A 21,265-nucleotide genomic window follows, 5' to 3' on the forward strand; every position below is an offset into this window, starting at 1 on the left:
GATCCTTACTCCAAAACGTAGCCGTATGCGCCCTGGAAATTCTGCTGCGCGACAGTCTGCGCAGGACCAGAGCCTTCGATTTGGCCGTTCAGGAACAGGGCGGCCTCACTGGGAATACGCATCCGATCGGTCGGCAGGCTCAGCGCCTGGCCGTCGGTCGGCACAACGAGATGCGGGGTCACGATGATCACCAGTTCGCTCTGGCGGCGCGTGAATTCGGCGCTGCGGAAGAGCGTGCCCAGGATCGGAACGTCACCGATCCACGGAACCTGGTTGGCCTGATCGACGAAATCGTCCTGCAGAAGACCCGCGATGGCGAAGCTCTGCCCGTCGCGCATCTCGACCGTGGTGTTGGCCCGCCGTGTGGTGAAGGCGAAGACGTCATCCTCACCCGCGATCACGGAAGTGGACGTGTCGAGCGCCGATACTTCCGCGCCGATGTCGAGGTTGATCAGGTCGCCATCGATGACCGTCGGCGTGAAGCCGAGCATGACGCCGAAGGGCTTGTATTCAATGGTAATTCCGCGATCACCATTGTCCACCGGGATGGGATATTCACCACCCGCGAGGAACTCGGCGGTCTCGCCGGAGATGGCGACGAGGTTCGGTTCCGCCAGCGTGCGGACCATACCCTTGCCTTCAAGCGCCTGGATCAGCAGGTCGACGGCCAGACCGCCCACCCCGAAGGAGAAGCCGATCGCGCCACCGCCATTGACGGTTTCCTGAAGGATGTTGCCGTTGAAGTTGTAGACACCGCCACCGGGGGAGGAGACGGCCTGACCGGCATCGGTGATGGCCGGGAGTGTTTCGCCCAGAAGACCGGCGATGCCGACGCTGGAGCTGAGGCTCTTGGATACGGCGCGCTGCATTTCTGCGAACCGCACCTTCAGGAGCACCTGCTGGGCGCCGCCGACCATCATCAGGTTGGTGACACGGCCCGGCGCGTAGCGTTCGGCCAGTTCCAGCGCGCGGGATACCTTGCGCGAGGAGGAAACACGGCCCGACAGGACGATCCCGTCATTGGCGGTGCGGATCTCGATCGGCTCCTTGGGAAGGATCTCCGAGAGACGCTCCTTGAATTCGGCGATATCGGGCGCAACCCGCACATCGACGTTGGAAATCAGGTTTCCGTCCGGTCCGAGCAATGTCAGCGTCGTGCGACCGGGTGCCTTGCCGAGCACGTAGATCGTGCGGTCCGACAGCGTCGCGATGTCCGCGATGCCGGGGTTCGCGACCGACAGCTCCGCGAAGACGCGGTCGCTTTCCATCACGATGGCCCGGTTGACAGCCACCGAGATGGCGCCGGAACTCGATCCGTTCAGAATTTTAAGTACACTGGCGTCCTGTGCCTGCGCTTGCACGGCAAAGGAACCAGTCAGCGCGAGGCCGATGAGCCCCCCGCACATCAGGTTTTTCAATGTCATGTGATCCTGCCTCTCAAAACCACGTTTCTTTTATAGGGCCGCCTATTCCTGGCAGCTTCCGTGGCTCAAGACTGTTGCAGGGTCTGATTAAAAACAAGAATCAATACGTTACCGGACGGAATTGACCTAAACGCGTGGCCAATTCGCAACCATTGCGTCTGATCACTCCTGGCAGGGGGTCGGGATTTGCTCGCGTTTTCCGGCCCGGACAACGGTCAGGAAGCAGCGCTTTTCTTCGACCACAACCCGTTCAATTTCCCCGGTAATATCCTTCTGGTCGACCTCGACCTCGCCCACTTCCTCGGAGTCCGAGAGGCCGCGCAGCGACAGGGACAATCGGCCGGAGCCCTGAGCCTGTGCCAATTCTGCAACGCGGCGCGGCGAGACCTCGACAGTCACCGTACGAGCCACGATCGGGCGCGACAGGTCCTGGTCGGAGATCTGGTCAACGGCGATGATTTCAACATCTTCAAGCAGCAGCTTGGTGATGGTCTTGTCCGACTGGCGGCCGGTCCAGTAAATGTCGATCCGGTCGCCCGGCTGGATGAAACCGGACACACCCGTGGCCACATCGACGCGCAGCGTGAAAGCGCGCATGCCTTTGGACAGGCGGGCCCGCAGGCCGGCATCCTGGCCGAATTTCGTGACCTTGGAGATCAGGATCGGTTCGTGCCGTTCCATCTGGCGCAGGATCGCGCGCGGATCGGTGCCTTCGGGACCGAACAGATCATCGAGCGAGGTGAAAGCGCCTTCGGGCACATACTCCGCTGGCCACTCGATCTCCACTGCATCTTCGCGGTCGAGCGCCTTGCCGAAGGGCAGGGGCTTTTCGGCAACGACGACTGTCGTGAGCTCAATGGCCGGGGTCGCGTTGGCCTGCAGGGCAGCCATGCGGATCTCGTAATCCTCGAACTGTTGCATCACCATATAAACAGCGAAACCGGCCAATCCGAGGCCGGCGAGCAGTACGAGAATGAAAATGCCGCGCATTGAGAATTCCTTGCCTTTACCGTCCGGCCATTTCTACAAGCTTGCCGGACCTGCGCAACGGGAAATCCCTGCCGGTTTCTTAACTTCCCGGCAACTGTGACTTAATCGCTCGTCACGAGAGCTTTCAGCGAGTGGGCTGTCGAAACGGTGTCGTCAGCGTTGTTGGCCTGGACGTTGATCCCCTCGGACACGATGACGATGACCGGAATGGCGATGCCGACCAGTGCGGCGGTAAGTACAACCCAGTCGACGGTAACCGCTCCGGATGTGTCATCCAGGAATGCAGCGAAATGTTTGGACATGGGGAACCTCTTTCGCAAATCAGTGTGTGTGGAGCCTACGCGATAACAAAAAGGGGGCCGACGGTTTGCCCGTCCGCCCCCTCAAACCTTGATCCGAGCGATTAGTTGCTCGTGATGCCGTAGGTGGACGTGTTCGCCGACTCGAGTTCGTCGGAGATTGCGTTGGACGCGGTGTTGATGCCGCCGGAGACAACGGTCAGAACGGCGATCGCGATGCCCACGATGGCAGCGGTCAGAACAACCCAGTCAACAGTCACGGCACCGGATTCGTCAGCGATGAATTTTTTCAGGTCGAACAGTTTCATTGTGTATCCCTCCAAGGATTTTGAGCAGTCAATTGCAGTTTCAAGACCCCAACATGGGGCGTTACGCCAGATGGAAGCCGGGGACCGAAGGGGCTGTGCCTTTGAGCCGGCCCTGGCTCCTACCATTCATGTCGATCAGTCTTGACCGAACGCCCTCAATACACTCCCGAAATCGGGCAGAAATTGGACAAGGGTTTGGAAAATGCAGAAAATTTGGTGAACCGAAAATTAATCCGTTTAAAATCAGTGGCTTGCACTGATTGCGAGGCGACTTAACTCCGGTAATCCCGATCCCCAGCTGTCGTTTCTGTGGTCATTTGGCCACGATTGCGGCGGCTAGAGAGCGGAAATGATTGCGGGATTCGGGATGTGCCGTAGAATCGAGCCCGAGGCAGATAAAAAAGAGCAGCACATGGCAATCACGGGAATCAGGTCCGGCCTGGTCTTCGGGCTGGCACTCTCGGTCGTGCTGGCCAGCGGGGCCGGCGCGGAAAGCAGCTTCACCTTCAAGCGGATCAAGCCGCCCGGTGGCGCGACAGGCAAGCGGATCAACATCCAGGTGGACCCGACGCCGGCGGAACAGCCGGCGATCGATCCGCGCGTGATGTTGCCGATGCCCCAGCCAGACGCCAATATTCCCGTGCCGGACCGTGCCCCGCCGCCCACGGCCGTGGCCAAGCCCGGCAGCGCATTTTGGGAAGCCTTCTCGCCCGCCATCGCAGCCGCCGACGACCGCCGCTTGGCGGAAGCGGCCGATTTCGTCGGCGCCAGTGACGGCGCGCAGAATTTCGACGCGGCGCGGCGCCGGATGGAGCGGCTGGCGGTCAAATTCGGACCCGAGATCATCAAATCGACCATCGGCACGAAAGTGTCCCCGGCGCTGGTGCTGGCCGTCATCGGCGTGGAATCGGCCGGCCGTCCGGAGGCCAAGAGCCATGCGGGCGCTGTCGGACTGATGCAGCTCATGCCCGCGACGGCGAAACGGTTCGGGGTCAGCGACCGCACCGATCCGGCGCAGAACATCCGCGGCGGCACGGCCTATCTCGACTGGCTGCTGGCCGAGTTCGGCCGAGACCCGCTTCTGGCGCTGGCCGGCTACAATGCCGGCGAAGGGGCCGTGAAGGCCTATGAGGGCATCCCGCCCTATGCGGAGACCCGAGACTATGTGCCGAAGGTCGTGGCGGCGTGGCGCGTGGCGCGCACGCTGTGCATGACCCCGCCCATTTATGCCGATGACGGCTGCGTCTTCATGCGACAGGCGGCCCTGAGCGAATGAGCGGCGCCACGTGCCCGCTCGTCGTCGATGTGGACGGCACGCTCCTGCGCACCGACCTGCTGCAGGAAAGCTTTCTGGCCGCCATGGGCCGCGCGCCCGTCGCAGCAGCATCCTTCACCGCAAAACACCTGTCGAACCGTCCGGCTCTGAAACTCGGTTTGGCCGATCAGGCCGGGCTTGATTCGGACCTCCTGCCGCTCAACGAGGCTGTGCTCGGCCTGATCGAGGAGGCCAAGTCCGAGGGGCGGCCTATCGTGCTCGCCTCGGGCGGCGCGGAGCCGCTGGTGCAAGCCCTCGCTGACCGGATCGGCGGCGTCGACCGCGTCATGGGCACCGTTGATGGCACGAACCTGACCGCGGGGCGCAAAGCGGCCGCGCTTGTCGATGCCTATGGCGAGAACGGGTTCGATTATGTCGGCGACTCGATGGCCGATCTGCCGGTCTGGGCCGTCGCCCGACGCGCCTATCTGACCGCGCCACGGGCCCGCGTCGAGGCCGGTCTGCGCCGCGCGGGCATCGATTTCGAGATCCTCTCCCCCCATTGGCGGCTGCGGGACATGGTGCGCGGCATCCGCCCGCACCAGTGGATCAAGAACAGCCTGATGTTCCTGCCGCTGATCGCGGCCCATGTCAGCGATCCGGCGGCCTGGCTTCTTGTGTTCCTCGGCGCCGTCGCCTTTTCGCTCGGTGCATCCAGCATCTATATCGTCAACGACCTGCTCGACCTGTCGGCCGACCGCCGTCACGCCACAAAGCACAAGCGGCCCTTCGCCGCCGGGGCTGTGCCGCTAAGGATCGGGGCGGCGGCATCTGTCCTGCTCGCGACAATGGCCATTGTGCTCGGAATCAGCCTGCATCTGCATTTCCTGGCGGTGCTCCTCGTCTATATCTGCCTGTCGCTGGCCTATTCGCTGAAGCTGAAACGGTTGCGCTGGGTCGATATTGCCGTTCTGGCCACGCTCTATTCGCTGCGCGTGCTCGCAGGGGCCGAGATCGTGTCGGTCGATGTGACAGGCTGGCTGCTCGGGTTCATCTTCCCGTCCTTCCTCGCGCTCGGCTGCGTCAAGCGGCTAACCGAACTGGCCAAGGCCAAGAGCGATGACCGTCTGCCCGGTCGCGGCTACGGGCGCGCGGATATGGGGGATCTGACGAATGTGGCCGTGGTGGGCGCTGTGGCGGCGCTGATCGTGCTCGGCTTCTACATTCATTCAGGTCAGGCGCAGGCGCTCTACACCCGACACTGGGTCCTGTGGCTTGCCGTGCCTTTTGTCGCGCTCTGGTTCGAGCGGATGATCCGTACCGGACGGCAGGGGCTGCAACAATATGACCCGATCGTCTTTGCGCTGCGCGACCCGAAAGGGGTCGCGCTGATCGCAGTCTCGCTCTTCTGGTTCGTGCTCGCCAGTTTCTGACGGCCCGTGCCGTCAGATCGAGAGTTTCTTGAAGATCGGCTCCGGTACGTGCCGGATGATGAGCATGATCAGGAACCAGAAGCCCGGCACGTAGATCACGTTCCGGCCCTTGTGGACGGCAGCCCAGAGCCTCTCGGCCACGTCCTCGGGCGCGGCCACCAGAAAGAGCCCGTCGAGCCCCCATGTCATCGCCGTGTCCACGAAACCGGGCTTCACCGTCATCACATGCACACCCTTGCGGCCCATGCGGTTGCGGAAACCTGCAAGGAAAGTCGTGAACCCGGCCTTGGTAGCGCCGTAGACATAATTGCCAACCCGCCCGCGATCGCCCGCGACCGACGAGATGCCGATGACCCGCCCCGCCTCGCGCGCTTCCATCACCGGTGCCAGTTGCAGGAGCAGGTCTGCCGGACCAGACAGCCCGTCCTGGATGCAGCCATTGGCCAGATCAGGGTCCGCGTCGATGTCGGCCTGTTCGGGCATGGAACTTGCAAACAGGGCGACGTTGACCGCGCCGTCCTGCGCTGCGGCCCAGTCGACGATCGGCCCGAATGTGTCCCGCTTGCGGCTGTCATAGGCGAGCGTGTCGGCCGAGGGCGCGCCGCGCAGGCGCAGATCGGCCGACATGGCGTCGAGGTCCGCCATATCGCGGCCCGTCAGGAGCAGCCGTGCGCCTTCGGATGCCGCCTTGCGTGCAAAGGCACGCGCCATGGCCGAGGAGGCCCCGATAATGATCCAGTTCTGGTTCATGCCGTCCCCCTGAGGTTGAGCCGCCGCGACAGGTCGGTCTCGAACAAACCGTCCGGATCGAGCCGCGACACGGTTTTGCGGAACCGGTCGAGGTCGGGATACATGTCGGGCAGGAGCGCCGCGTCGAGACAACTGTCCTTGGCGAGGTAGATCCGCCCGCCGGCTTCGGCAGTCAGCCTGTGCAAGCGGTCCATGAGCGGCATCGTGCCGTCACGGTTCGGAATGTCGACCGCGAGCGTGAAGCCCGGCATCGGGAAGGAGAGCGGTCCGGCCGCGCCCTTGCCGAGTTTCTTCAGCACGGCGAGCGGCGAGGCGAGGCCGCTGGCGGTGATCTCCTCCAGCATGGTCTGGAGCGTGCCTGCGGCGCTCTCCTCGGGCAGCACGCACTGGAACTGCCGGAAGCCCGTCTTGCCGTAGAACCGATTCCAGTCATGCAGCCGGTCGAGCGGGAAGAAGAAATCCTGCAGCGGGCGGTCGCGCTCCTGTCCGGTCTCGCGGATGCGGTGGAAATAGAAAGCATTGAAGGTGCGCACGATCGGCCGCGACAGCGCGAAACGCGGCGCGTCGAACGGCACGGTGCGGCCGGGTTTCAACCGGTCGTGCCCGTCCGCGGTCGCGGGGGCGAACTCGGCTTCCTCCAGCACGCCGCGCCCGAGACCCGACCCGGTCGCGGCGAGGTCGATCCAGCCGACGGTGAAACTTGCGCGCGACCCGTCGAGCAGGGTCAGGAATGGCTCCAGCCCGTCGACGCGGCGTTCGGTGACGCGCATCGTGCCCGACGGGCAGGGAGCAAGGCGGATTTTTGCGGAGCGGATCACGCCGGTCTGGCCCGCACCGCCCAGCGTTGCGTGGAACGTGCCGGCCTCGGTCTGGCGGGACACGGTGCGGCAGGTGCCGTCCGCGCCGATCAGGTCGATGCTCTCGACATGTTCGGCGAAACTGCCCGCACTATGGTGGTTTTTGCCATGCACATCATGGGCAATGGCGCCGCCGATCGTGGCAAATCCGGTGCCCGGCATCACGGCCGGCATGAAGCCCTGCGGCGCAAAGACGGACAGGATCTGCGAGATGGTCGCGCCGGCCTCCACGTCGAGCACGCCGCTCTGAGCGTCGAAGCTGCGCAGCCGGTCGAGCCGTACGGTCCGGATCGCCTTGCCGTCGCTGTTCAGCCCTGCATCCCCGTAGGAGCGCAGATTGCCCTGCGCCGGAGCGGGCGTGTCCGCCATCAGACCGTCGAGCGTGGCAAGTTTCTCGGGGCGGGCGACGTCCATCTGGGCAGGCGTTGACCGCCCCCAACCGTCAAAGGTCCCCGTTTTCCAAAGCATAAGCGCCCTTTCTTGACAGCCTGTTTGCCACCGGGAATACCGCGAAACCGACGAGGATGGCAAACCAAAGGCTGACCAGCCGGATCAGCGCGGTTGCGGTGACCGCCTGATCGAAGGGCATGCCCTGCAGGAGCAGCAGTCCGATCATCGCGCCCTCGGCCCCGCCAAGCCCGCCCGGTGCGCCTGTGGCCCCGCCCGTCAGCATCGAGAAGACAAAGATCGCCACCGCGGTCCAGAGCCCGATATCGCTGCCCATCCACCCCAGGAGCAGACCGAACGCAGCCCCTTCGGCGAACCAGCCGGCGACGCTCAGCGCCATGGCGGGCAGCGCGATGCGCCAGTCGGAAAAACGGCTCAGGTCGCGCACCGCGCGGCGCAGGCGGGCGAAGAAACGTGCGCCGCGCCCGATGAGGCGGTAGGCCCATCCGGTAAGTGTGGCGAGCAGGTTCGGCCGGGTGAAAACCCAGGCCATGACGAGCGCCAGCACGGCCACGATCCCGCCGCCGGCAATGCCCGTTGTCGACAGGGCGAGCGCCAGTGCCAGCAGGATGCCGTTCCCCGCGAGGTCGCTCGCCCGGTCCATCAGGGCCATGGGAGCGGAGCCGGCGAGCGGCACGCCGGTCTCGCGGTAGATCCAGCGCATCCGCACCAGCTCGCCCAGCCGCGCGGGGGTGACGGTCAGCGCGAAGCCGCCGAGGAAATGGCGCATGTTCTGCATCAACGATGTGCCAAGTCCCATCCGCGTCGCAAACAGGTGCCAGCGCAGGCCGCGAAACGTGTAATTGACGAGCGACAGCGCCAGCAGGAGCGCCAGTTTCGGCCCGTCGACCGTGCCGAGCAGCGCCATCACGTCCACATCGCCGGTGGTCGATATCAATCCGGCCAGCCCCAGCACGAACAGCACAAACAGGCCGAGCGATATCCAAAGGTCGCGCCGCTGCCAGATACGCCGGCGCGCAGGGTGCATGCCGGCGGTGCCGGTCACGCCGGCGCGCCCCGTGTGCGGAGCGCGCCTGCTGTCTGCATGTCAGTCGACAAGCGCCGCCTCGGTCTTGGCGCGGATCTCGTCCATCGTGACATCAGGGGCCGTCTCGACCACCTTCAGGCCGCCCTCGACCACGTCGAACACGCCGAGATTGGTGATGATCCGGTGCACGACCTTCTGGCCGGTCAGGGGCAGGGTGCAGGCTTTGAGAAGCTTCGTTTCACCCGCCTTGTTGGTGTGGTCCATGATGACCACCACGCGGCGCACGCCGGCCACGAGGTCCATCGCGCCGCCCATGCCCTTCACCAGCTTGCCGGGGATCATCCAGTTGGCGAGATCGCCTTCCTCGGACACTTCCATCGCGCCGAGGATCGCCATGGCAATATGCCCGCCCCGGATCATCGAAAAACTGTCGGCGGAGGAGAAATAGCTCGTCCGGTCCAGTTCGGTGATGGTCTGCTTGCCCGCGTTGATCAGGTCGGCGTCGATCTCGGCTTCGGTGGGGAAGGGCCCCATGCCGAGCATCCCGTTCTCCGACTGGAGCGTGACGTCGATCCCCTCGGGGATATAGTTGGACACGAGTGTCGGAATGCCGATGCCAAGATTGACATACATGCCGTCTTCGAGTTCCTGCGCGGCCCGTGCGGCCATCTGGTTGCGGTCCCATGCCATGGCTCAGCCCTCCCGGATCGTGCGTTGTTCGATGCGTTTCTCGTGATCGCCCTGAATGATGCGATCGACGAAAATGCCCGGCGTGTGGATCTGGTCGGGGTCAAGGCTGCCGACCGGCACGATCTCCTCCACCTCGGCGATGCAGACCTTGCCGCAGGTCGCGGCGTTCGGATTGAAATTCCGCGCTGTCTTCCGGTAGATCAGGTTGCCCTGCGTGTCGCCTTTCCAGGCTTTCACGATCGACAGGTCGGCGAAAATTCCCTCTTCGAGGATATAGGTCTCGCCGTTGAAATCCTTGTGCTCTTTGCCTTCGGCGATCACCGTTCCGACACCGGTCTTGGTGTAGAAGCCCGGAATACCGGCGCCGCCGGCGCGCATCCGCTCCGCCAGAGTGCCCTGCGGGTTGAATTCGAGCTCCAGTTCGCCCGACAGATACTGCCGCATGAATTCGGCATTTTCCCCGACATAGGAGGAGATCATCTTTTTCACCTGGCGCGTCTGCAGGAGGAGGCCAAGGCCGAAATCATCGACACCGGCATTGTTGGACGCAACGGTCAGATCCTTGGTGCCGGCATCGCGGATCGCGGAGATCAGGTTTTCGGGAATGCCGCAAAGGCCGAAGCCCCCGGCTGCGATATACATGCCGTCGAACAGCACGCCTTCGAGCGCGGCTTGCGCGGTCGGGTAGACTTTCTTCATGTACTCCTCCGGAACGGGGCGCGTCGGGCGCGCCGCTTGCCGTCTTTATCCACTTGTTGCAGGTGCGAAATCAATAGGTGGAAATACGGACCTCATGCTGCGTCGAGTGCCTTCAGGAGCCGGTCGAGTTCCTTGCGGAGCGCCACCGTTTCGTCCGTTGCGGTTGACGTGCGCGACAGGTTGAACGCGGTCAGACCGTCGAAAATGCCCGCCGCGAAGGCCACCCGGTTGCCCAGCCGCGATTTCAGGATGTCGGCCCCGGCGTCTTTCAGCTTGGCGATGGTCAGGTCTGTCGCCTTGCCGCGCGGCGGCACACGGTTGAGAAGCACCCGGTGCGGCGTGCCTTCCTTCCGGCAGGTCTCGATGATCGTCTGCGTGGCCCAGATATCGAGTGCCGTCGGCTGGCAGGGCGACAGGACAAGATCGCTTTCCCGTATGGCCGTGTGCAGCAGGAGGTCGGCATTGCCCGGGCAGTCGACAAGGATGATGTCATGCGCCTTGCGCGCGTCGCGAATGTCGAGCCCCGCCCGCCAGTCGCGCGATTCCAGAAGCGTCAGCCCTTTCTCCTCGGCCCGCTGTTCGGCCCAGCGGGTGAGCGAGCGTTGCGGGTCCAGATCGATGATCGCCACATCCTTCTTCGCATTGAGCCAGGCCTGCGCCAGATGGCTCGCGACGGTGGTCTTGCCGGCGCCGCCTTTCTGCTGGGCGAGGGTGATCACATGTCCCATTCACGAAGGCTCCTTAGGTGGGTCGTGGCGGCGCGGGCGGCCTATTGCGGCTTGAGGGGGGTGGTCAGTTCCCGCACCCAAGGGTCGGGCGCAAAGAGATTGTATTCGGCTTCGGTCAGATCGACTTCGGGGTCGATGAATTCCTGATAGGGCCGGCCGTTGAAGGCCATCTGCATGACGGCGTAGACTTCCACGTCGTCATGGCCTTTCTCCGCCCAAAGCTCTTCGAGGTGCAGCGCGAACTGGCGCACCATGTCGGGACGGGTGAAGACTCTGTGCAGCTGCCGGTTCGACAGATAGTCCTCCGGCTGCACCATCCAGCTTTCACCCGAGGCCGCATCGCGCACCACGTAATGCCCCTTGCCGTGCCGGTTGAAGATCCGCATCCGCCAGGAGAACCGGTGCCCGTCGCCCGTCCAGCCCGGATCGTTGGGGAAGAAATAGGCGCGCACGGGCAGGGCCAGTTGCACCGCGAACCAGACGATCATGATCGCAATGGCTGGCTTTTTGACCGGCGCGACATAAGCCGCGCTCAGATCCGGCAGCGGCGGCAGGTCGTGATAGCGGCTGTGCCACCAGCGATAGAGCTGGCCCGGCCAGTTCGGGTCGAAGAAGATGAGCGTGACGGCGATCGTCAGCCACGGGAAGATCCCGATCGGGAAGACGGCGGCGTTCGTCATGTGGAAGACACAGTAGATCAGGAAGATCCAGAGCCGCGTGCTTCGGAAATAGAGGAGCGGGGCGCCGAAGGAATGGAGGATCACCACCAGCCAGCAGGTCAGAACGATGATCCAGTCATGGTCGAACAGGAATCCGAAAGGCACCGCATCCTTGGCATTGCGCAGCCACAAGATCAGCGGATAGCCCTGCAGCCAGTCGCTCGTGATCTTCACGATGCCCGAATAGATGAGGATGATTTCGGTCTGCAGGCGCAGAACGAAGACCGGCCAGTAGGAAATGGCGAGCGACCGGTCGACCAGCCCCAGTTTCGCGTCCAGCGAATAGGCCCGGTTCGCGGGCATGAAGCTCATCAGGATCCCGTAGAGGATCACCATGTAGAAGTGGTTGAGGTACTCGGCTTTGTCGAGCAGGAAGAAATAGGCGAAAATCGCGGTCATCGAGACGATCGCGACGCGGTAGAAAAGCCCCAGCGCCACGAAGAGCGCGGAGACACCCATCAGACACCACAGGATGTAGATCCATGGCGCCGGCAGCGGCTCCAGGAAGCTGAAGGCGCGATAGGTGAAATGGAAATCCGGTTCTACGAAGAAGAGCCCGATCCGGTCATAGGCCAGGACATTCAGGCATTCCCAGACCAGAAGCGCACCGAATGCGATGCGGGTCGCCGCCAGCGACTGGATGCTGACCGGCTTGGACAGCAGGGCTTGGAACCTTGACATTGTCGACATCTGCTCTGACATTTTTGTCCAAGGGCTCTTGGCGTCGCGCGTTCCTTTCGCACTTGCGGCAAGTGTCGAACGAAAGCGCGTTTTCAGGCAAGGATTTTTTCATGGCTGCGGCAAAGGATGCCGAAATCGCTGCAAATCAGGCTGCCCGGGGCGGGATCGACATCGTCTATGACGGTGAATGCCCCTTCTGCTCGGCCTATGTGCGGATGGTGCGTCTGCGCGACGCGGTCGGCCCGGTCCGGCTGATCGACGCGCGCAGCGATGACCCGCTCGTGCAGGAACTGAAAGCGGCCGGCTATGATCTGGACGAGGGTATGGCCGTGCGGCTCGACGGACGCATCTATCACGGCGATGAATGCATGCATCTGCTCGCGATGATGACGACGCGGTCGGGGCTCTTCAACCGGGCGCTGCGCGTGGCCTTCCGGTCGGAACGCGCGGCGCGCATCCTCTATCCGCCGCTGGTGCTCGGCCGGAACACGACCCTGCGGCTGCTCGGGCGCTCGAAAATCGGCGCGGACGCGTCGGCGGAGGTGCGATGATGCGGATGTTGCTACTTGCCCTGCCGCTCGGCCTGATGGCCTGCGCGCAACCCGATCCGTCCACGATCCTGTCGCCCACGGGCTACCGCGGCAGCGACGATCCGTGCCGGAAGGTCACGTCGGGCTTCATCCTCAACCAGTATGGCCGGACCGGGACGGACCTCGTGGCCTGTCCGCTCGGCTATGACGGGGTTGCGGACCTGCGGGACCGCTATGGCGCAACACTTGTCATCAGCGGTGACGGCAATGCCATCTACCGCGTGCCGCGCGGCTGACGGGCGCTATTTCTCGCGTCTGATCCGGTAGGTGCCTTCGGGCAGTTCCAGCGCCGCGCGCAGGTCGCGCAGCTGCGCCAGCGACAGAGTCACCGTATGGGTGCGGTCGGTCTGGCTGTTATGCTGGTTGATCGTGACGCAATTGTCGAAACTGTTGATGGTCACATCATCCTCGAGCGGCGCTGGCCCCTCGTCGACAAGCGTGATCACGGTGGCGTCGAATTCGTGCTCGATTGTAAACATGGCACCGATGCTATGCCCCGCCGCCGCGGAAGAAAAGAGCCGATCGCGGGCGCCGCATGATGCTGCGCGTCAGAGTGTTCCCCACAGGTCGTATTCGCTGGCTTCATCCACCGTCACGGAGACGATGTCGCCCGGCGTCAGGGCTTCGAACCCCTCGTCGATGAAGAGGTTGCCGTCGATCTCGGGCGCATCGGCCTTGGTGCGGCAGACCGCGCCGTCACCGTCGACACTGTCCACGATCACCTCGATCCGGCTGCCGACCTTGGCATCGAGTTTCGCGGCGGAAATGGCCTGCGCCTTTTCCATGAACCGCTCCCAGCGGTCCTGTTTCACGTCCGGCGCCACATGGTCGGGCAGGGCGTTCGACCGCGCTCCGGCGACATTTTCATACTGGAAACAGCCGACGCGATCGAGCTGCGCCTCGTCGAGCCAGTCGAGCAGGGTCTGGAACTCGGCCTCGGTTTCGCCCGGATAGCCCACGATGAAGGTCGAGCGCAGAGTGATGTCGGGGCAAACCGCGCGCCACGCCGCGATCTCGTCGAGCGTGCGCGACGCGGCTGCAGGGCGCGCCATGCGCTTCAGCACGTCCGGATGCGCATGCTGGAAGGGAATGTCGAGATAGGGCAGAACGCCGCCGTCCGCCATCAGCGGGATCAACTCGCGCACATGCGGGTAGGGGTAGACATAGTGGAGCCGCACCCACGCGCCCAGCTGGCCCAGTTCGCGCGACAGGTCGGTGATGTGGCTGCGCACCTCGCGGTCCTTCCACGGGTGCGTGTCATAGCGGCGGTCGAGCCCGTAGGCGGACGTGTCCTGGCTGATGACGAGGAGTTCCTTCACGCCCGCATCCACCAGCTTCTCGGCCTCCCGCAGGACCGCATGGACGGGACGGGACTGCAGTTTCCCGCGCATGTCGGGGATGATGCAGAACTTGCACTTGTGATTGCAGCCTTCCGAAATCTTCAGATAGCTGTAATGGCGCGGTGTCAGCGATACGCCGCTGGCGGGCAGAAGGTCCACGAACGGGTCGGGTGCGGGCGGCACAGCGGCATGCACCGCGTCGAGCACTTGTTCATACTGGTGTGGCCCGGTGACGGCGAGCACGGACGGGTGCGCGCCGCGGATATAGTCCTCTTCCGCGCCGAGGCAGCCGGTGACGATCACCTTGCCGTTTTCCTTCAGCGCCTCGCCGATCGCCTCCAGGCTTTCGGCCTTGGCACTGTCGAGGAACCCGCACGTGTTCACGATGACCGAATCAGCATCGCCATAGTCGGGCGAGATCGCATAGCCTTCGGCCCGGAGGCGGGTCAGGATGCGTTCGCTGTCGACCAGTGCTTTCGGGCAGCCGAGGCTGACCATGCCGATCTTCGGCTGGTCGGGACGTGCGGCGGCGTCACCCTCGACGCGGGCGCGGGCAAGATCGGGGCGGAGATCAGGCGGGTTCTGGCTCATCCGCGCGCTCATACAGGGAATCGCGCGTCTGTGAAAGGGCGGGCAGGGCCGGATCGAATGTGAAGCCGAACGCGTCGATCTCGCGCCGGTACCAGTCGCTCACGATCCGGCGGCTGGCGTCGGAATAGTGATCGCGATAATCCGTGTCGCGGTCCCGGAAGCCCGAATTGAGCAACTGCATCCGGATCGGCACGGAGATGCCGACGCGATCCCAGACCTCCTGCAGCCCGGCCTCCAGTTCGTGGTACATCACCACCTTGTCGGCCACGATCCGGTCGCCGATCGCATATTTGGACCAGTTGTCGAGCCGGACATGGCGGAACGTGCGGAACATCCAGCTGCGCATGTCGCGGTCGAAGTCGAGATCGTCCGGCTTCCGCCGCCGCTGGCGCTGGAAATAGAGCGAGACCTGGCGTTCCCACGGGTTCCGCTCGACGGCGAACTTGAAATAGCTGTCGAAGATCTCCGGCCCGTAGACGCGGCGCACTTGCGCGGCCGTGGCATGGGGATGCAGGCCGAACCGCTCCGGCCATGCGCGTTTGAGCGAGCCTTCGCCCAGCTTGCGGAACCGGCGGGTCTTGTCGCGATAGGTGCGGGCGATGATCGCGTCCTCGCCGAGCGCGTCGCGCATCGCTGCCGACAGGGATGTGCTGGCGGTCTTCTCGGTGCGCAGGAAGATCAGCTTGTACTTGTGCGAAATGAGCATCCGGGGGTCCAACCGTATGAATGGCGGTGAAGCATTTCCGGATAAACGTGAAGCAAATACAGGTGGTTCAATCAAAGTGGCGTGAGGTCGCAGTGAGGTCGCCAATTGTCAGAGGGGCAGCGGCGCGTCGGGTTTGACCCGTTCCATGACGATCTGGCTCTGGACCCGCGCCACGGCCGGATGCGGCAGGAGCACCGACTGCACAAGATCGTTCAGTCCGGCGAGATCGCGGCAATAAACCCGCAGAAGGTAGTCGGCCTCTCCGGTCAGGGTCCAGACCGCAACAATATCGTCGCGCCGCCGCGTCATGGCCACGAAATCAGCGGCATTGGCGGCCGTATGGGCCGCCATGGACACCTGGATGAAGGCCTGTACGCCAAGCCCCAGCCGTACTGGATCGAGGCTCGCGCGGTAACTGTCGATCAGGCCGCTTTCCTCCAGCCGCTGGCGCCGGCGCCCCGCCTGGCTTGGCGAAAGATTGAGGATCTGGCCCAGATCCTGAGCGGTCAGGCGTGCGTCGCGTTGCAAAGCACGCAGCAAGCGCCGGTCGATGGAATCGAGTGTCATTTTCTCAGTGTCTGCAATATTTCCGCGCATTGCAATTCCTCGATGCGTGATATGCGCACCAATCCAGCCGATTAGGCGACAGAATGCGGCCTGCCCGCATGGCGTCCGCGATACACTCGCGCCCAACTGGATTTCCGAAGGAGAGAAACATGGGACCCTTCCCGCATGACGCCCCGCGCGCCGAGATCACCGACGCCAACCCCGCCGGCACGGACGGGTTCGAGTTTGTCGAATTCGCGCATGAAAACCCTGAAGAACTGGAAACGCTCTTCACCCGCATGGGATATGCCCCCGTGGCCCGCCATCGCACGAAGAACATCACGCTGTGGCGGCAGGGCGACATCACCTATGTGGTCAATGCCGAGCCGGGCAGCTTCGGGATGCGCTTCGTGGCGGAACACGGCCCCTGCGCGCCTTCGATGGCCTGGCGGGTCGTCGACGCGCAGCACGCGTTCGACCATGCGGTTGCGAAAGGCGCGGAGCCTTATCTGGGCGATGACAAGGTGCTCGACGTGCCCGCGATCCAGGGCATCGGCGGCAGCCTGATCTATTTTGTCGATACTTATGGCGAGCGTGGCTCGGCCTATGATGCGGAATATGACTGGCTCGGCGACCATGACCCGAAACCGCGCGGGGTCGGCTTCTACTATCTCGACCATCTGACGCACAATGTCCGCCGCGGCAACATGGACACCTGGTTCGATTTCTATGCCAGGATCTTCAATTTCCGCCAGATCCGGTTCTTCGATATCGAAGGCAAGCTGACCGGACTTTTCAGCCGCGCGCTCACCTCGCCTTGCGGCCGGATCCGCATCCCGATCAACGAGAGCGCGGACGAGAAAAGCCAGATCGAGGAATATCTGCGCCGCTACAAGGGCGAGGGCATCCAGCATATCGCGGTCGGAACCGAAGATATTTACGGCGCCACCGACGAGATTGCCGAACGCGGGCTGAAATTCATGCCGAAGCCGCCCGAGACCTACTATGCCATGTCGCACGAGCGCGTCACCGGCCATGAGGAACCGATCGACCAGATGCAGAAACACGGCATCCTGATCGACGGGGAAGGGGTCGTGGATGGCGGCGAGACCCGCATCCTCTTGCAGATCTTCTCCAAGACCGTGATCGGGCCGATCTTCTTCGAATTCATCCAGCGCAAGGGTGATGACGGGTTCGGCGAAGGCAATTTCAAGGCGCTCTTCGAGAGCATCGAAGCCGACCAGATCGCCCGCGGCGTCTTGAGCGACGACGCGGCCTGATGCGCTCGGTTGGCCTGCGCCCTGCGGGGCGCGGGCGCGCTATTGCGTCCGCATCGCAAGTTCGGCGGTCGGCACGACGGGCACCGGCTGGAAGGTCAGCGTCAGGCCGAAGAGCGTCAGCCCGATTGCCAGCACGCAGGCAGCCCCGGCCAGACGGGCGCCAAGGGCAAACCGCTCGCGCTGGCCGTCGCTGCTGCCGATGCGGCCCTCGACCCAGTTCCGGCTCCAGATCGCGGCGATGCCGATGGCCGACATGGCCACGGCCATACCGGCTGAAATCGCCACCACCATCACGATGGCGGGCCAGATCAGGTCATTGGCCAGCCCGAACAGCATGATGATCAGCGCGCCGGTACAGGGCACGATTCCGACCGAAGCGGCCAGCCAGCCGCCGCCCTTGGGGGCGGCTGCAGCGGCGCAGGCGGCACAGCCGGAATGGGCATGCGTGTGGTCGTGATGATGCTCGGGCCCGTGGGTGTGGCCGTGCTCATGGTGGTCATGCGCATGATGGTCATGATCATGGTGATGCGCGTCTGACACATGCGTATGGTCGTGGTCGTGCGCAACGGTGCCTGACGCAGCGGCGTTGCGCCGGCTGGAGCGATAGGCGCGGATGGCGGCCAGCGCCTGCCAGAGCATCACCGAGCCGATTGCGATGATCAACCCGTAGCTTGCAAGCCGGACAGCCCGGAAGTCCGACGGCGCGCCGCCGGTCGTCTGCCGCACCGTGAAGTCGAACAGGAACACGATCGCGATGGCGGAGAAGACATGGAACACCGCGATCCGCACACCCATGGTCACGCCACGGCGCAGGCTGCCGCCGGTGCCGACAAAATAGGAGATGACCACCGTCTTGCCGTGGCCGGGGCCAAGCGTGTGGAACGCGCCATAGCCGAAGGACAGGAGGAGCGCGAAGAGAAGGGCGCGGGTCGAGCCGCCTTGCCCGAGTGCCGTCATGCTGTCAGTGAAGAGCGAATTCACCCAGATCTGCGCGCGGGTCACGAACGGCACATCGCTTGCTGAACGTGCGAAAACCCGACCGGGCGTGCCCGCAAGGACCGCATCTTCCAGCACATAGGACGTCTCGACCGGCCGGCTGCCATCCACATGGAAGAGCATCTGTTCGGCCGGTTCATGGCGCAACGTGCCGGCGATGCGCGCCGGCTCATAGGGTTTGGCAAGGTCGATCCCGCCCGGATAGGTGACGGTGATCATCTGGTTCGGCGGCGGGGCCGGCGTGTGGATGCAGGCCCCGACCCATGGCACCAGCAGGAAGTCGACCACCCGCCCATGCTCCCAGGCAAGCGGCAGCACATAGCCGTCGATCAGGATGTCCGTGCCGACCAGTCCGGCGGCAACAGTGTTTGCCGTGGCGCCGTCGGCGGCGGTTGACATTGCGCCAGCCTCGACCGGCGCGAGCACGTCCCAGGACACGAGCGTCCGGTCCGACGCCGCAACGGCAGAGGCGTAGCAGAAGAGGACGGTCGTCAGCACGGCAGCCGCGACCGAAGCCCAGATTTTCCAGAAACCTGCTAGACGCATCCTGTTGCTCCTTCTGCTCATGGGACCAAACTGCAGCATCACGGCCCGTCGTCAAGCGCTGGCCGGGTTGGATGTCGTTCGCCGGCGCCTGTCCGCCCAACGCCGTGCGTCGCGCCACTGTGCCAGCTTGTCCGCCACTTGGCGACCGCAAACCGGGTGCGCATCATCCGCGACAGATCACAATTTTTTCTGTGTAGACCGGCGCAAAACGAAAAAAGGCACCCCGGAGGGTGCCTTGTTTCAGATGGTACGCCCTACGGGACTCGAACCCGTGTTTCCGCCGTGAAAGGGCGGCGTCCTAGACCACTAGACGAAGGGCGCTCCGTCTCTGTGAGGCGTGATTTACTGGCAGCGGCGACCGGGTGCAAGAGGCTTTTCGCCCGATTGCGAACTTTTTTCAGCCTGCCGCTGCGGCATCCTCAAGACGCAGCTTCACCTTGCGGCGACCCTGCCATGTGTCGATCTCGATCCGGCCCGCGACATGAAAGACGCCACCGCCATGGGCCACCAGTGCGGGGCCCAGATCACCCTGCATGGCGCGGAAGGCGATGGCGTCGATCCGGCCGCCCTCGGCATCGGAAAAGGTCACCTGCAAGTGCCCGTCACCCACCTCCCGCGTGAAGCGGATCCGCATGTCCGACAGGGCGACGCGCGGGGCAGGGGCGCCTGCGCCGAAAGGGCCTGCCGTGTCGAGCGCCTCGACCAGTTCCGGCGTTGCCGCGCGGGCCGCCAGCAGCCCGTCGAGCCGCAGATCCTGCGGGCCAGCGCGGTCCGCGCCCTGCCGCGCCAAAAGCGCGCCAAGCCGGTCCATCGCCGGCTCCAGTTGGTCGCGTGCCACGGTCAGCCCGGCCGCCATCTTGTGGCCACCGCCTTTCAGGAGCACGCCCTCGCGCGCGCAGGCGGCTATGGCGCTGCCAAGATCCACGCCGGAGATCGAACGGCCCGATCCCTTGCCCTCGTCGCCGTCCAGTCCGATGACCACGGCAGGGCGGTTGGTGGCTTCCTTCAGGCGCGCCGCCACGATCCCGACAACGCCGGGATGCCAGCCCTCTCCGGCCGCCCAGACAAGCGGTCCGGACGTGCCGCGGTCTTCAGCCTGCATGAGCGCGGCGTCGAGCACGGCCGCCTCTATGTCGCGCCGTTCGCGGTTGAGCCGGTCCAGTTCTTCGGCCAGAGCCTGCGCCTCGTGCAGATCGTCCGTGGCCAGAAGGCGGGCGCCGAGGTCAGCCTTGCCGATCCGTCCGCCTGCGTTGATCCGCGGGCCGAGCAGGAAGCCCAGATGATAGGCCGCGGGCGCGCTGTTCATCTTCGCGAGATCGGCCAGTGCCACGAGGCCCGGACGCCCCCTTCCGGCCATCACCTTCAACCCCTGCCGCACGAACACCCGGTTGAGGCCGCGCAGCGGCGCGACATCGGCCACGGTGGCCAACGCGACAAGATCGAGCAGGCCCAGCAGGTCCGGCCCGTCCGTGCCGGCGGCTCTGAGCGCGCGGTTGGCCGAGACGAGGAGCAGGAACACCACGCCCGCCGCGCAGAGATAGTCCAGTTCGCCATCCGCGTCCTGCCGGTTCGGGTTCACCACGGCGCAGGCGTCGGGCAGATGTTCGCCGCCCAGATGATGGTCGAGGATGATGACATCCGCACCGGCCGCCCGCGCAGCCGCCACCGGTGCGATCGACAGCGTGCCGCAATCGACGCAGATGATCAGGTCGTGATCCGCGCCGAGCGCCGCCATCGCGGGCTCGTTCGGGCCATAGCCCTCGTCGATCCGGTCGGGCACATAAAGCGTCGGTGTCAGGCCGAAATGGCGCAGCCAGCGGAGAAGCAGCGCCGACGAGGCGCCGCCGTCCACGTCATAGTCGCCGAACACGGCCACCCGTTCGCGGCCCTTGAGCGCCGCCACCAGCCGCTCGGTCGCGGCATCCATGTCGCGCAACCGGCTCGGATCGGGCATTTCCGTTCGAAGCTTGGGGTCGAGGAAAGCAGGCACTTCGGTCGCCGGCACGTCGAGCCGTGCCAGCACCCGCGCCAGCATGTCGGGCAGGTCGTGCTGCTGCCGCAGGCTCTGGGCCAGCCGGTCCTCCTGATCCGTCGGACCGACCCAGCGCCGCCCGGTCAGCGACTGTTCCACACCGAGATAGGCCGTCATGATCCGTCCTGCCCATCGTGATCCGAGCCGGTGACGCGGATCATCCGCAGGACCGCGCGCAGGAAGAGCACACCGGCCCCCAGCACCCAGAGGATCGCGAAAACCAGCGCGGCGCTCATGCCGTCACCGGCCAGCCGTGCGGCGAGCGCCAGCCCGATGCCGAGCATCACCAGCATGGCAAGAACCGGCACGATCGCGGCCCTGCCGCGGTGCATCCGCGGCGCGTGCGCGCCGTCCGGGCGCGCCGCCGTGG

Annotated in this window: 23 protein-coding genes and 1 tRNA gene; 5 read left to right on the forward strand and 19 right to left on the reverse strand. The window is 64.6% G+C overall.

What is annotated here, in order from left to right; genetic code table 11:
* Nucleotides 1–5: 5 nt before the first annotated feature.
* The 4 genes from GSH16_RS07735 to GSH16_RS07750 form a co-directional block, all read right to left on the reverse strand.
* Nucleotides 6–1,424: a type II and III secretion system protein family protein gene (locus GSH16_RS07735; RefSeq protein ID WP_160853721.1), complete on the reverse strand. Its 1,419-nt coding sequence runs from the start codon at nucleotides 1,422–1,424 to the stop codon at nucleotides 6–8.
* 162 nt (nucleotides 1,425–1,586) lie between these two features.
* Nucleotides 1,587–2,414 (reverse strand): Flp pilus assembly protein CpaB, encoded by an 828-nt coding sequence (gene cpaB / locus GSH16_RS07740; protein WP_160853723.1) that lies wholly within the window; start codon nucleotides 2,412–2,414, stop codon nucleotides 1,587–1,589.
* Between the two features lie 101 nt (nucleotides 2,415–2,515).
* Nucleotides 2,516–2,716, reverse strand: a complete 201-nt coding sequence (locus GSH16_RS07745) for a hypothetical protein (RefSeq protein WP_160853725.1) — start codon at nucleotides 2,714–2,716, stop codon at nucleotides 2,516–2,518.
* Nucleotides 2,717–2,817: 101 nt separating this feature from the next.
* Nucleotides 2,818–3,021, reverse strand: a complete 204-nt coding sequence (locus GSH16_RS07750; protein ID WP_160853727.1) for a Flp family type IVb pilin — start codon at nucleotides 3,019–3,021, stop codon at nucleotides 2,818–2,820.
* Between the two features lie 412 nt (nucleotides 3,022–3,433).
* On the opposite strand from GSH16_RS07750, the gene GSH16_RS07755 reads away from it, so the two are divergent.
* Both GSH16_RS07755 and GSH16_RS07760 read left to right on the forward strand, forming a co-directional pair.
* Nucleotides 3,434–4,297 (forward strand): lytic transglycosylase domain-containing protein, encoded by an 864-nt coding sequence (locus GSH16_RS07755; protein ID WP_160853729.1) that lies wholly within the window; start codon nucleotides 3,434–3,436, stop codon nucleotides 4,295–4,297.
* The gene (locus GSH16_RS07760) at nucleotides 4,294–5,709 is read left to right on the forward strand and encodes a UbiA family prenyltransferase (protein WP_160853731.1); all 1,416 of its coding nucleotides are present in this window, start codon (nucleotides 4,294–4,296) and stop codon (nucleotides 5,707–5,709) included. The genes GSH16_RS07755 and GSH16_RS07760 overlap by 4 nt, the downstream gene beginning before the upstream one ends.
* Nucleotides 5,710–5,721: 12 nt before the next feature.
* Here the strand turns inward: GSH16_RS07760 and GSH16_RS07765 are convergent, their stop codons facing one another.
* The 7 genes from GSH16_RS07765 to GSH16_RS07795 all read right to left on the reverse strand — a co-directional run bounded on the left by GSH16_RS07765 (nucleotide 5,722) and on the right by GSH16_RS07795 (nucleotide 12,268).
* Nucleotides 5,722–6,459: an SDR family NAD(P)-dependent oxidoreductase gene (locus GSH16_RS07765; protein ID WP_160853733.1), complete on the reverse strand. Its 738-nt coding sequence runs from the start codon at nucleotides 6,457–6,459 to the stop codon at nucleotides 5,722–5,724.
* Nucleotides 6,456–7,730, reverse strand: coding sequence for an FAD-binding oxidoreductase (locus GSH16_RS07770; protein ID WP_235913080.1), 1,275 nt, complete (start codon nucleotides 7,728–7,730; stop codon nucleotides 6,456–6,458). Before GSH16_RS07770 ends, GSH16_RS07765 begins: the two co-directional genes overlap by 4 nt.
* A gap of 28 nt (nucleotides 7,731–7,758) precedes the next feature.
* On the reverse strand, nucleotides 7,759–8,769 hold the full coding sequence (locus GSH16_RS07775) for a lysylphosphatidylglycerol synthase transmembrane domain-containing protein (protein ID WP_328803201.1): 1,011 nt from the start codon (nucleotides 8,767–8,769) through the stop codon (nucleotides 7,759–7,761).
* A 42-nt stretch (nucleotides 8,770–8,811) separates the two neighbouring features.
* On the reverse strand, nucleotides 8,812–9,441 hold the full coding sequence (locus GSH16_RS07780) for a CoA transferase subunit B (RefSeq protein ID WP_160853737.1): 630 nt from the start codon (nucleotides 9,439–9,441) through the stop codon (nucleotides 8,812–8,814).
* A 3-nt stretch (nucleotides 9,442–9,444) separates the two neighbouring features.
* A complete protein-coding gene (locus GSH16_RS07785) occupies nucleotides 9,445–10,140 on the reverse strand; it encodes a CoA transferase subunit A (protein ID WP_160853739.1) in 696 nt (231 codons plus the stop codon).
* Between the two features lie 92 nt (nucleotides 10,141–10,232).
* A complete protein-coding gene (locus tag GSH16_RS07790) occupies nucleotides 10,233–10,868 on the reverse strand; it encodes a ParA family protein (protein WP_160853741.1) in 636 nt (211 codons plus the stop codon).
* A 41-nt stretch (nucleotides 10,869–10,909) separates the two neighbouring features.
* Nucleotides 10,910–12,268: an HTTM domain-containing protein gene (locus GSH16_RS07795; protein WP_160853743.1), complete on the reverse strand. Its 1,359-nt coding sequence runs from the start codon at nucleotides 12,266–12,268 to the stop codon at nucleotides 10,910–10,912.
* A 110-nt stretch (nucleotides 12,269–12,378) separates the two neighbouring features.
* Here GSH16_RS07795 and GSH16_RS07800 point away from each other — a divergent pair, with 110 nt between their 5' ends.
* On the forward strand, nucleotides 12,379–12,819 hold the full coding sequence (locus tag GSH16_RS07800; RefSeq protein ID WP_160853745.1) for a DCC1-like thiol-disulfide oxidoreductase family protein: 441 nt from the start codon (nucleotides 12,379–12,381) through the stop codon (nucleotides 12,817–12,819).
* Nucleotides 12,819–13,094: a hypothetical protein gene (locus GSH16_RS07805; RefSeq protein ID WP_160853747.1), complete on the forward strand. Its 276-nt coding sequence runs from the start codon at nucleotides 12,819–12,821 to the stop codon at nucleotides 13,092–13,094. Before GSH16_RS07800 ends, GSH16_RS07805 begins: the two co-directional genes overlap by 1 nt.
* 6 nt (nucleotides 13,095–13,100) lie before the next feature.
* Here GSH16_RS07805 and GSH16_RS07810 read toward each other — a convergent pair whose 3' ends face one another.
* From GSH16_RS07810 to GSH16_RS07825, 4 genes are all read right to left on the reverse strand, one after another.
* Nucleotides 13,101–13,337 carry a hypothetical protein gene (locus GSH16_RS07810; protein WP_160853749.1) on the reverse strand — a complete coding sequence of 79 codons (237 nt, stop codon included), beginning with the start codon at nucleotides 13,335–13,337 and terminating at the stop codon, nucleotides 13,101–13,103.
* 69 nt (nucleotides 13,338–13,406) lie between these two features.
* Nucleotides 13,407–14,789 carry a 30S ribosomal protein S12 methylthiotransferase RimO gene (rimO, locus tag GSH16_RS07815; protein ID WP_160853751.1) on the reverse strand — a complete coding sequence of 461 codons (1,383 nt, stop codon included), beginning with the start codon at nucleotides 14,787–14,789 and terminating at the stop codon, nucleotides 13,407–13,409.
* A complete protein-coding gene (locus GSH16_RS07820; protein ID WP_160853753.1) occupies nucleotides 14,770–15,495 on the reverse strand; it encodes a sulfotransferase family 2 domain-containing protein in 726 nt (241 codons plus the stop codon). Before GSH16_RS07820 ends, rimO begins: the two co-directional genes overlap by 20 nt.
* Nucleotides 15,496–15,603: 108 nt before the next feature.
* Nucleotides 15,604–16,062, reverse strand: coding sequence for an Lrp/AsnC family transcriptional regulator (locus GSH16_RS07825; protein WP_160853755.1), 459 nt, complete (start codon nucleotides 16,060–16,062; stop codon nucleotides 15,604–15,606).
* A 149-nt stretch (nucleotides 16,063–16,211) separates the two neighbouring features.
* On the opposite strand from GSH16_RS07825, the gene hppD reads away from it, so the two are divergent.
* Nucleotides 16,212–17,321 (forward strand): 4-hydroxyphenylpyruvate dioxygenase, encoded by a 1,110-nt coding sequence (hppD, locus tag GSH16_RS07830; RefSeq protein WP_160853757.1) that lies wholly within the window; start codon nucleotides 16,212–16,214, stop codon nucleotides 17,319–17,321.
* 39 nt (nucleotides 17,322–17,360) lie between these two features.
* Here hppD and GSH16_RS07835 read toward each other — a convergent pair whose 3' ends face one another.
* From GSH16_RS07835 to GSH16_RS07850, 4 genes are all read right to left on the reverse strand, one after another.
* A complete protein-coding gene (locus GSH16_RS07835) occupies nucleotides 17,361–18,863 on the reverse strand; it encodes a HoxN/HupN/NixA family nickel/cobalt transporter (protein ID WP_160853759.1) in 1,503 nt (500 codons plus the stop codon).
* Nucleotides 18,864–19,108: 245 nt separating this feature from the next.
* Nucleotides 19,109–19,184: transfer RNA gene (locus GSH16_RS07840), tRNA-Glu, on the reverse strand.
* 76 nt (nucleotides 19,185–19,260) lie between these two features.
* Complete coding sequence (gene recJ / locus GSH16_RS07845) at nucleotides 19,261–21,012, reverse strand: single-stranded-DNA-specific exonuclease RecJ (RefSeq protein ID WP_160853761.1); 1,752 nt, start codon at nucleotides 21,010–21,012, stop codon at nucleotides 19,261–19,263.
* The gene (locus tag GSH16_RS07850) at nucleotides 21,009–21,227 is read right to left on the reverse strand and encodes a hypothetical protein (protein WP_160853763.1); all 219 of its coding nucleotides are present in this window, start codon (nucleotides 21,225–21,227) and stop codon (nucleotides 21,009–21,011) included. Before GSH16_RS07850 ends, recJ begins: the two co-directional genes overlap by 4 nt.
* Between the last annotated feature and the right edge of the window lie 38 nt (nucleotides 21,228–21,265).

The organism is Oceanomicrobium pacificus, from assembly GCF_009833495.1.
In the GTDB taxonomy this organism is placed as follows: domain Bacteria; phylum Pseudomonadota; class Alphaproteobacteria; order Rhodobacterales; family Rhodobacteraceae; genus Oceanomicrobium; species Oceanomicrobium pacificus.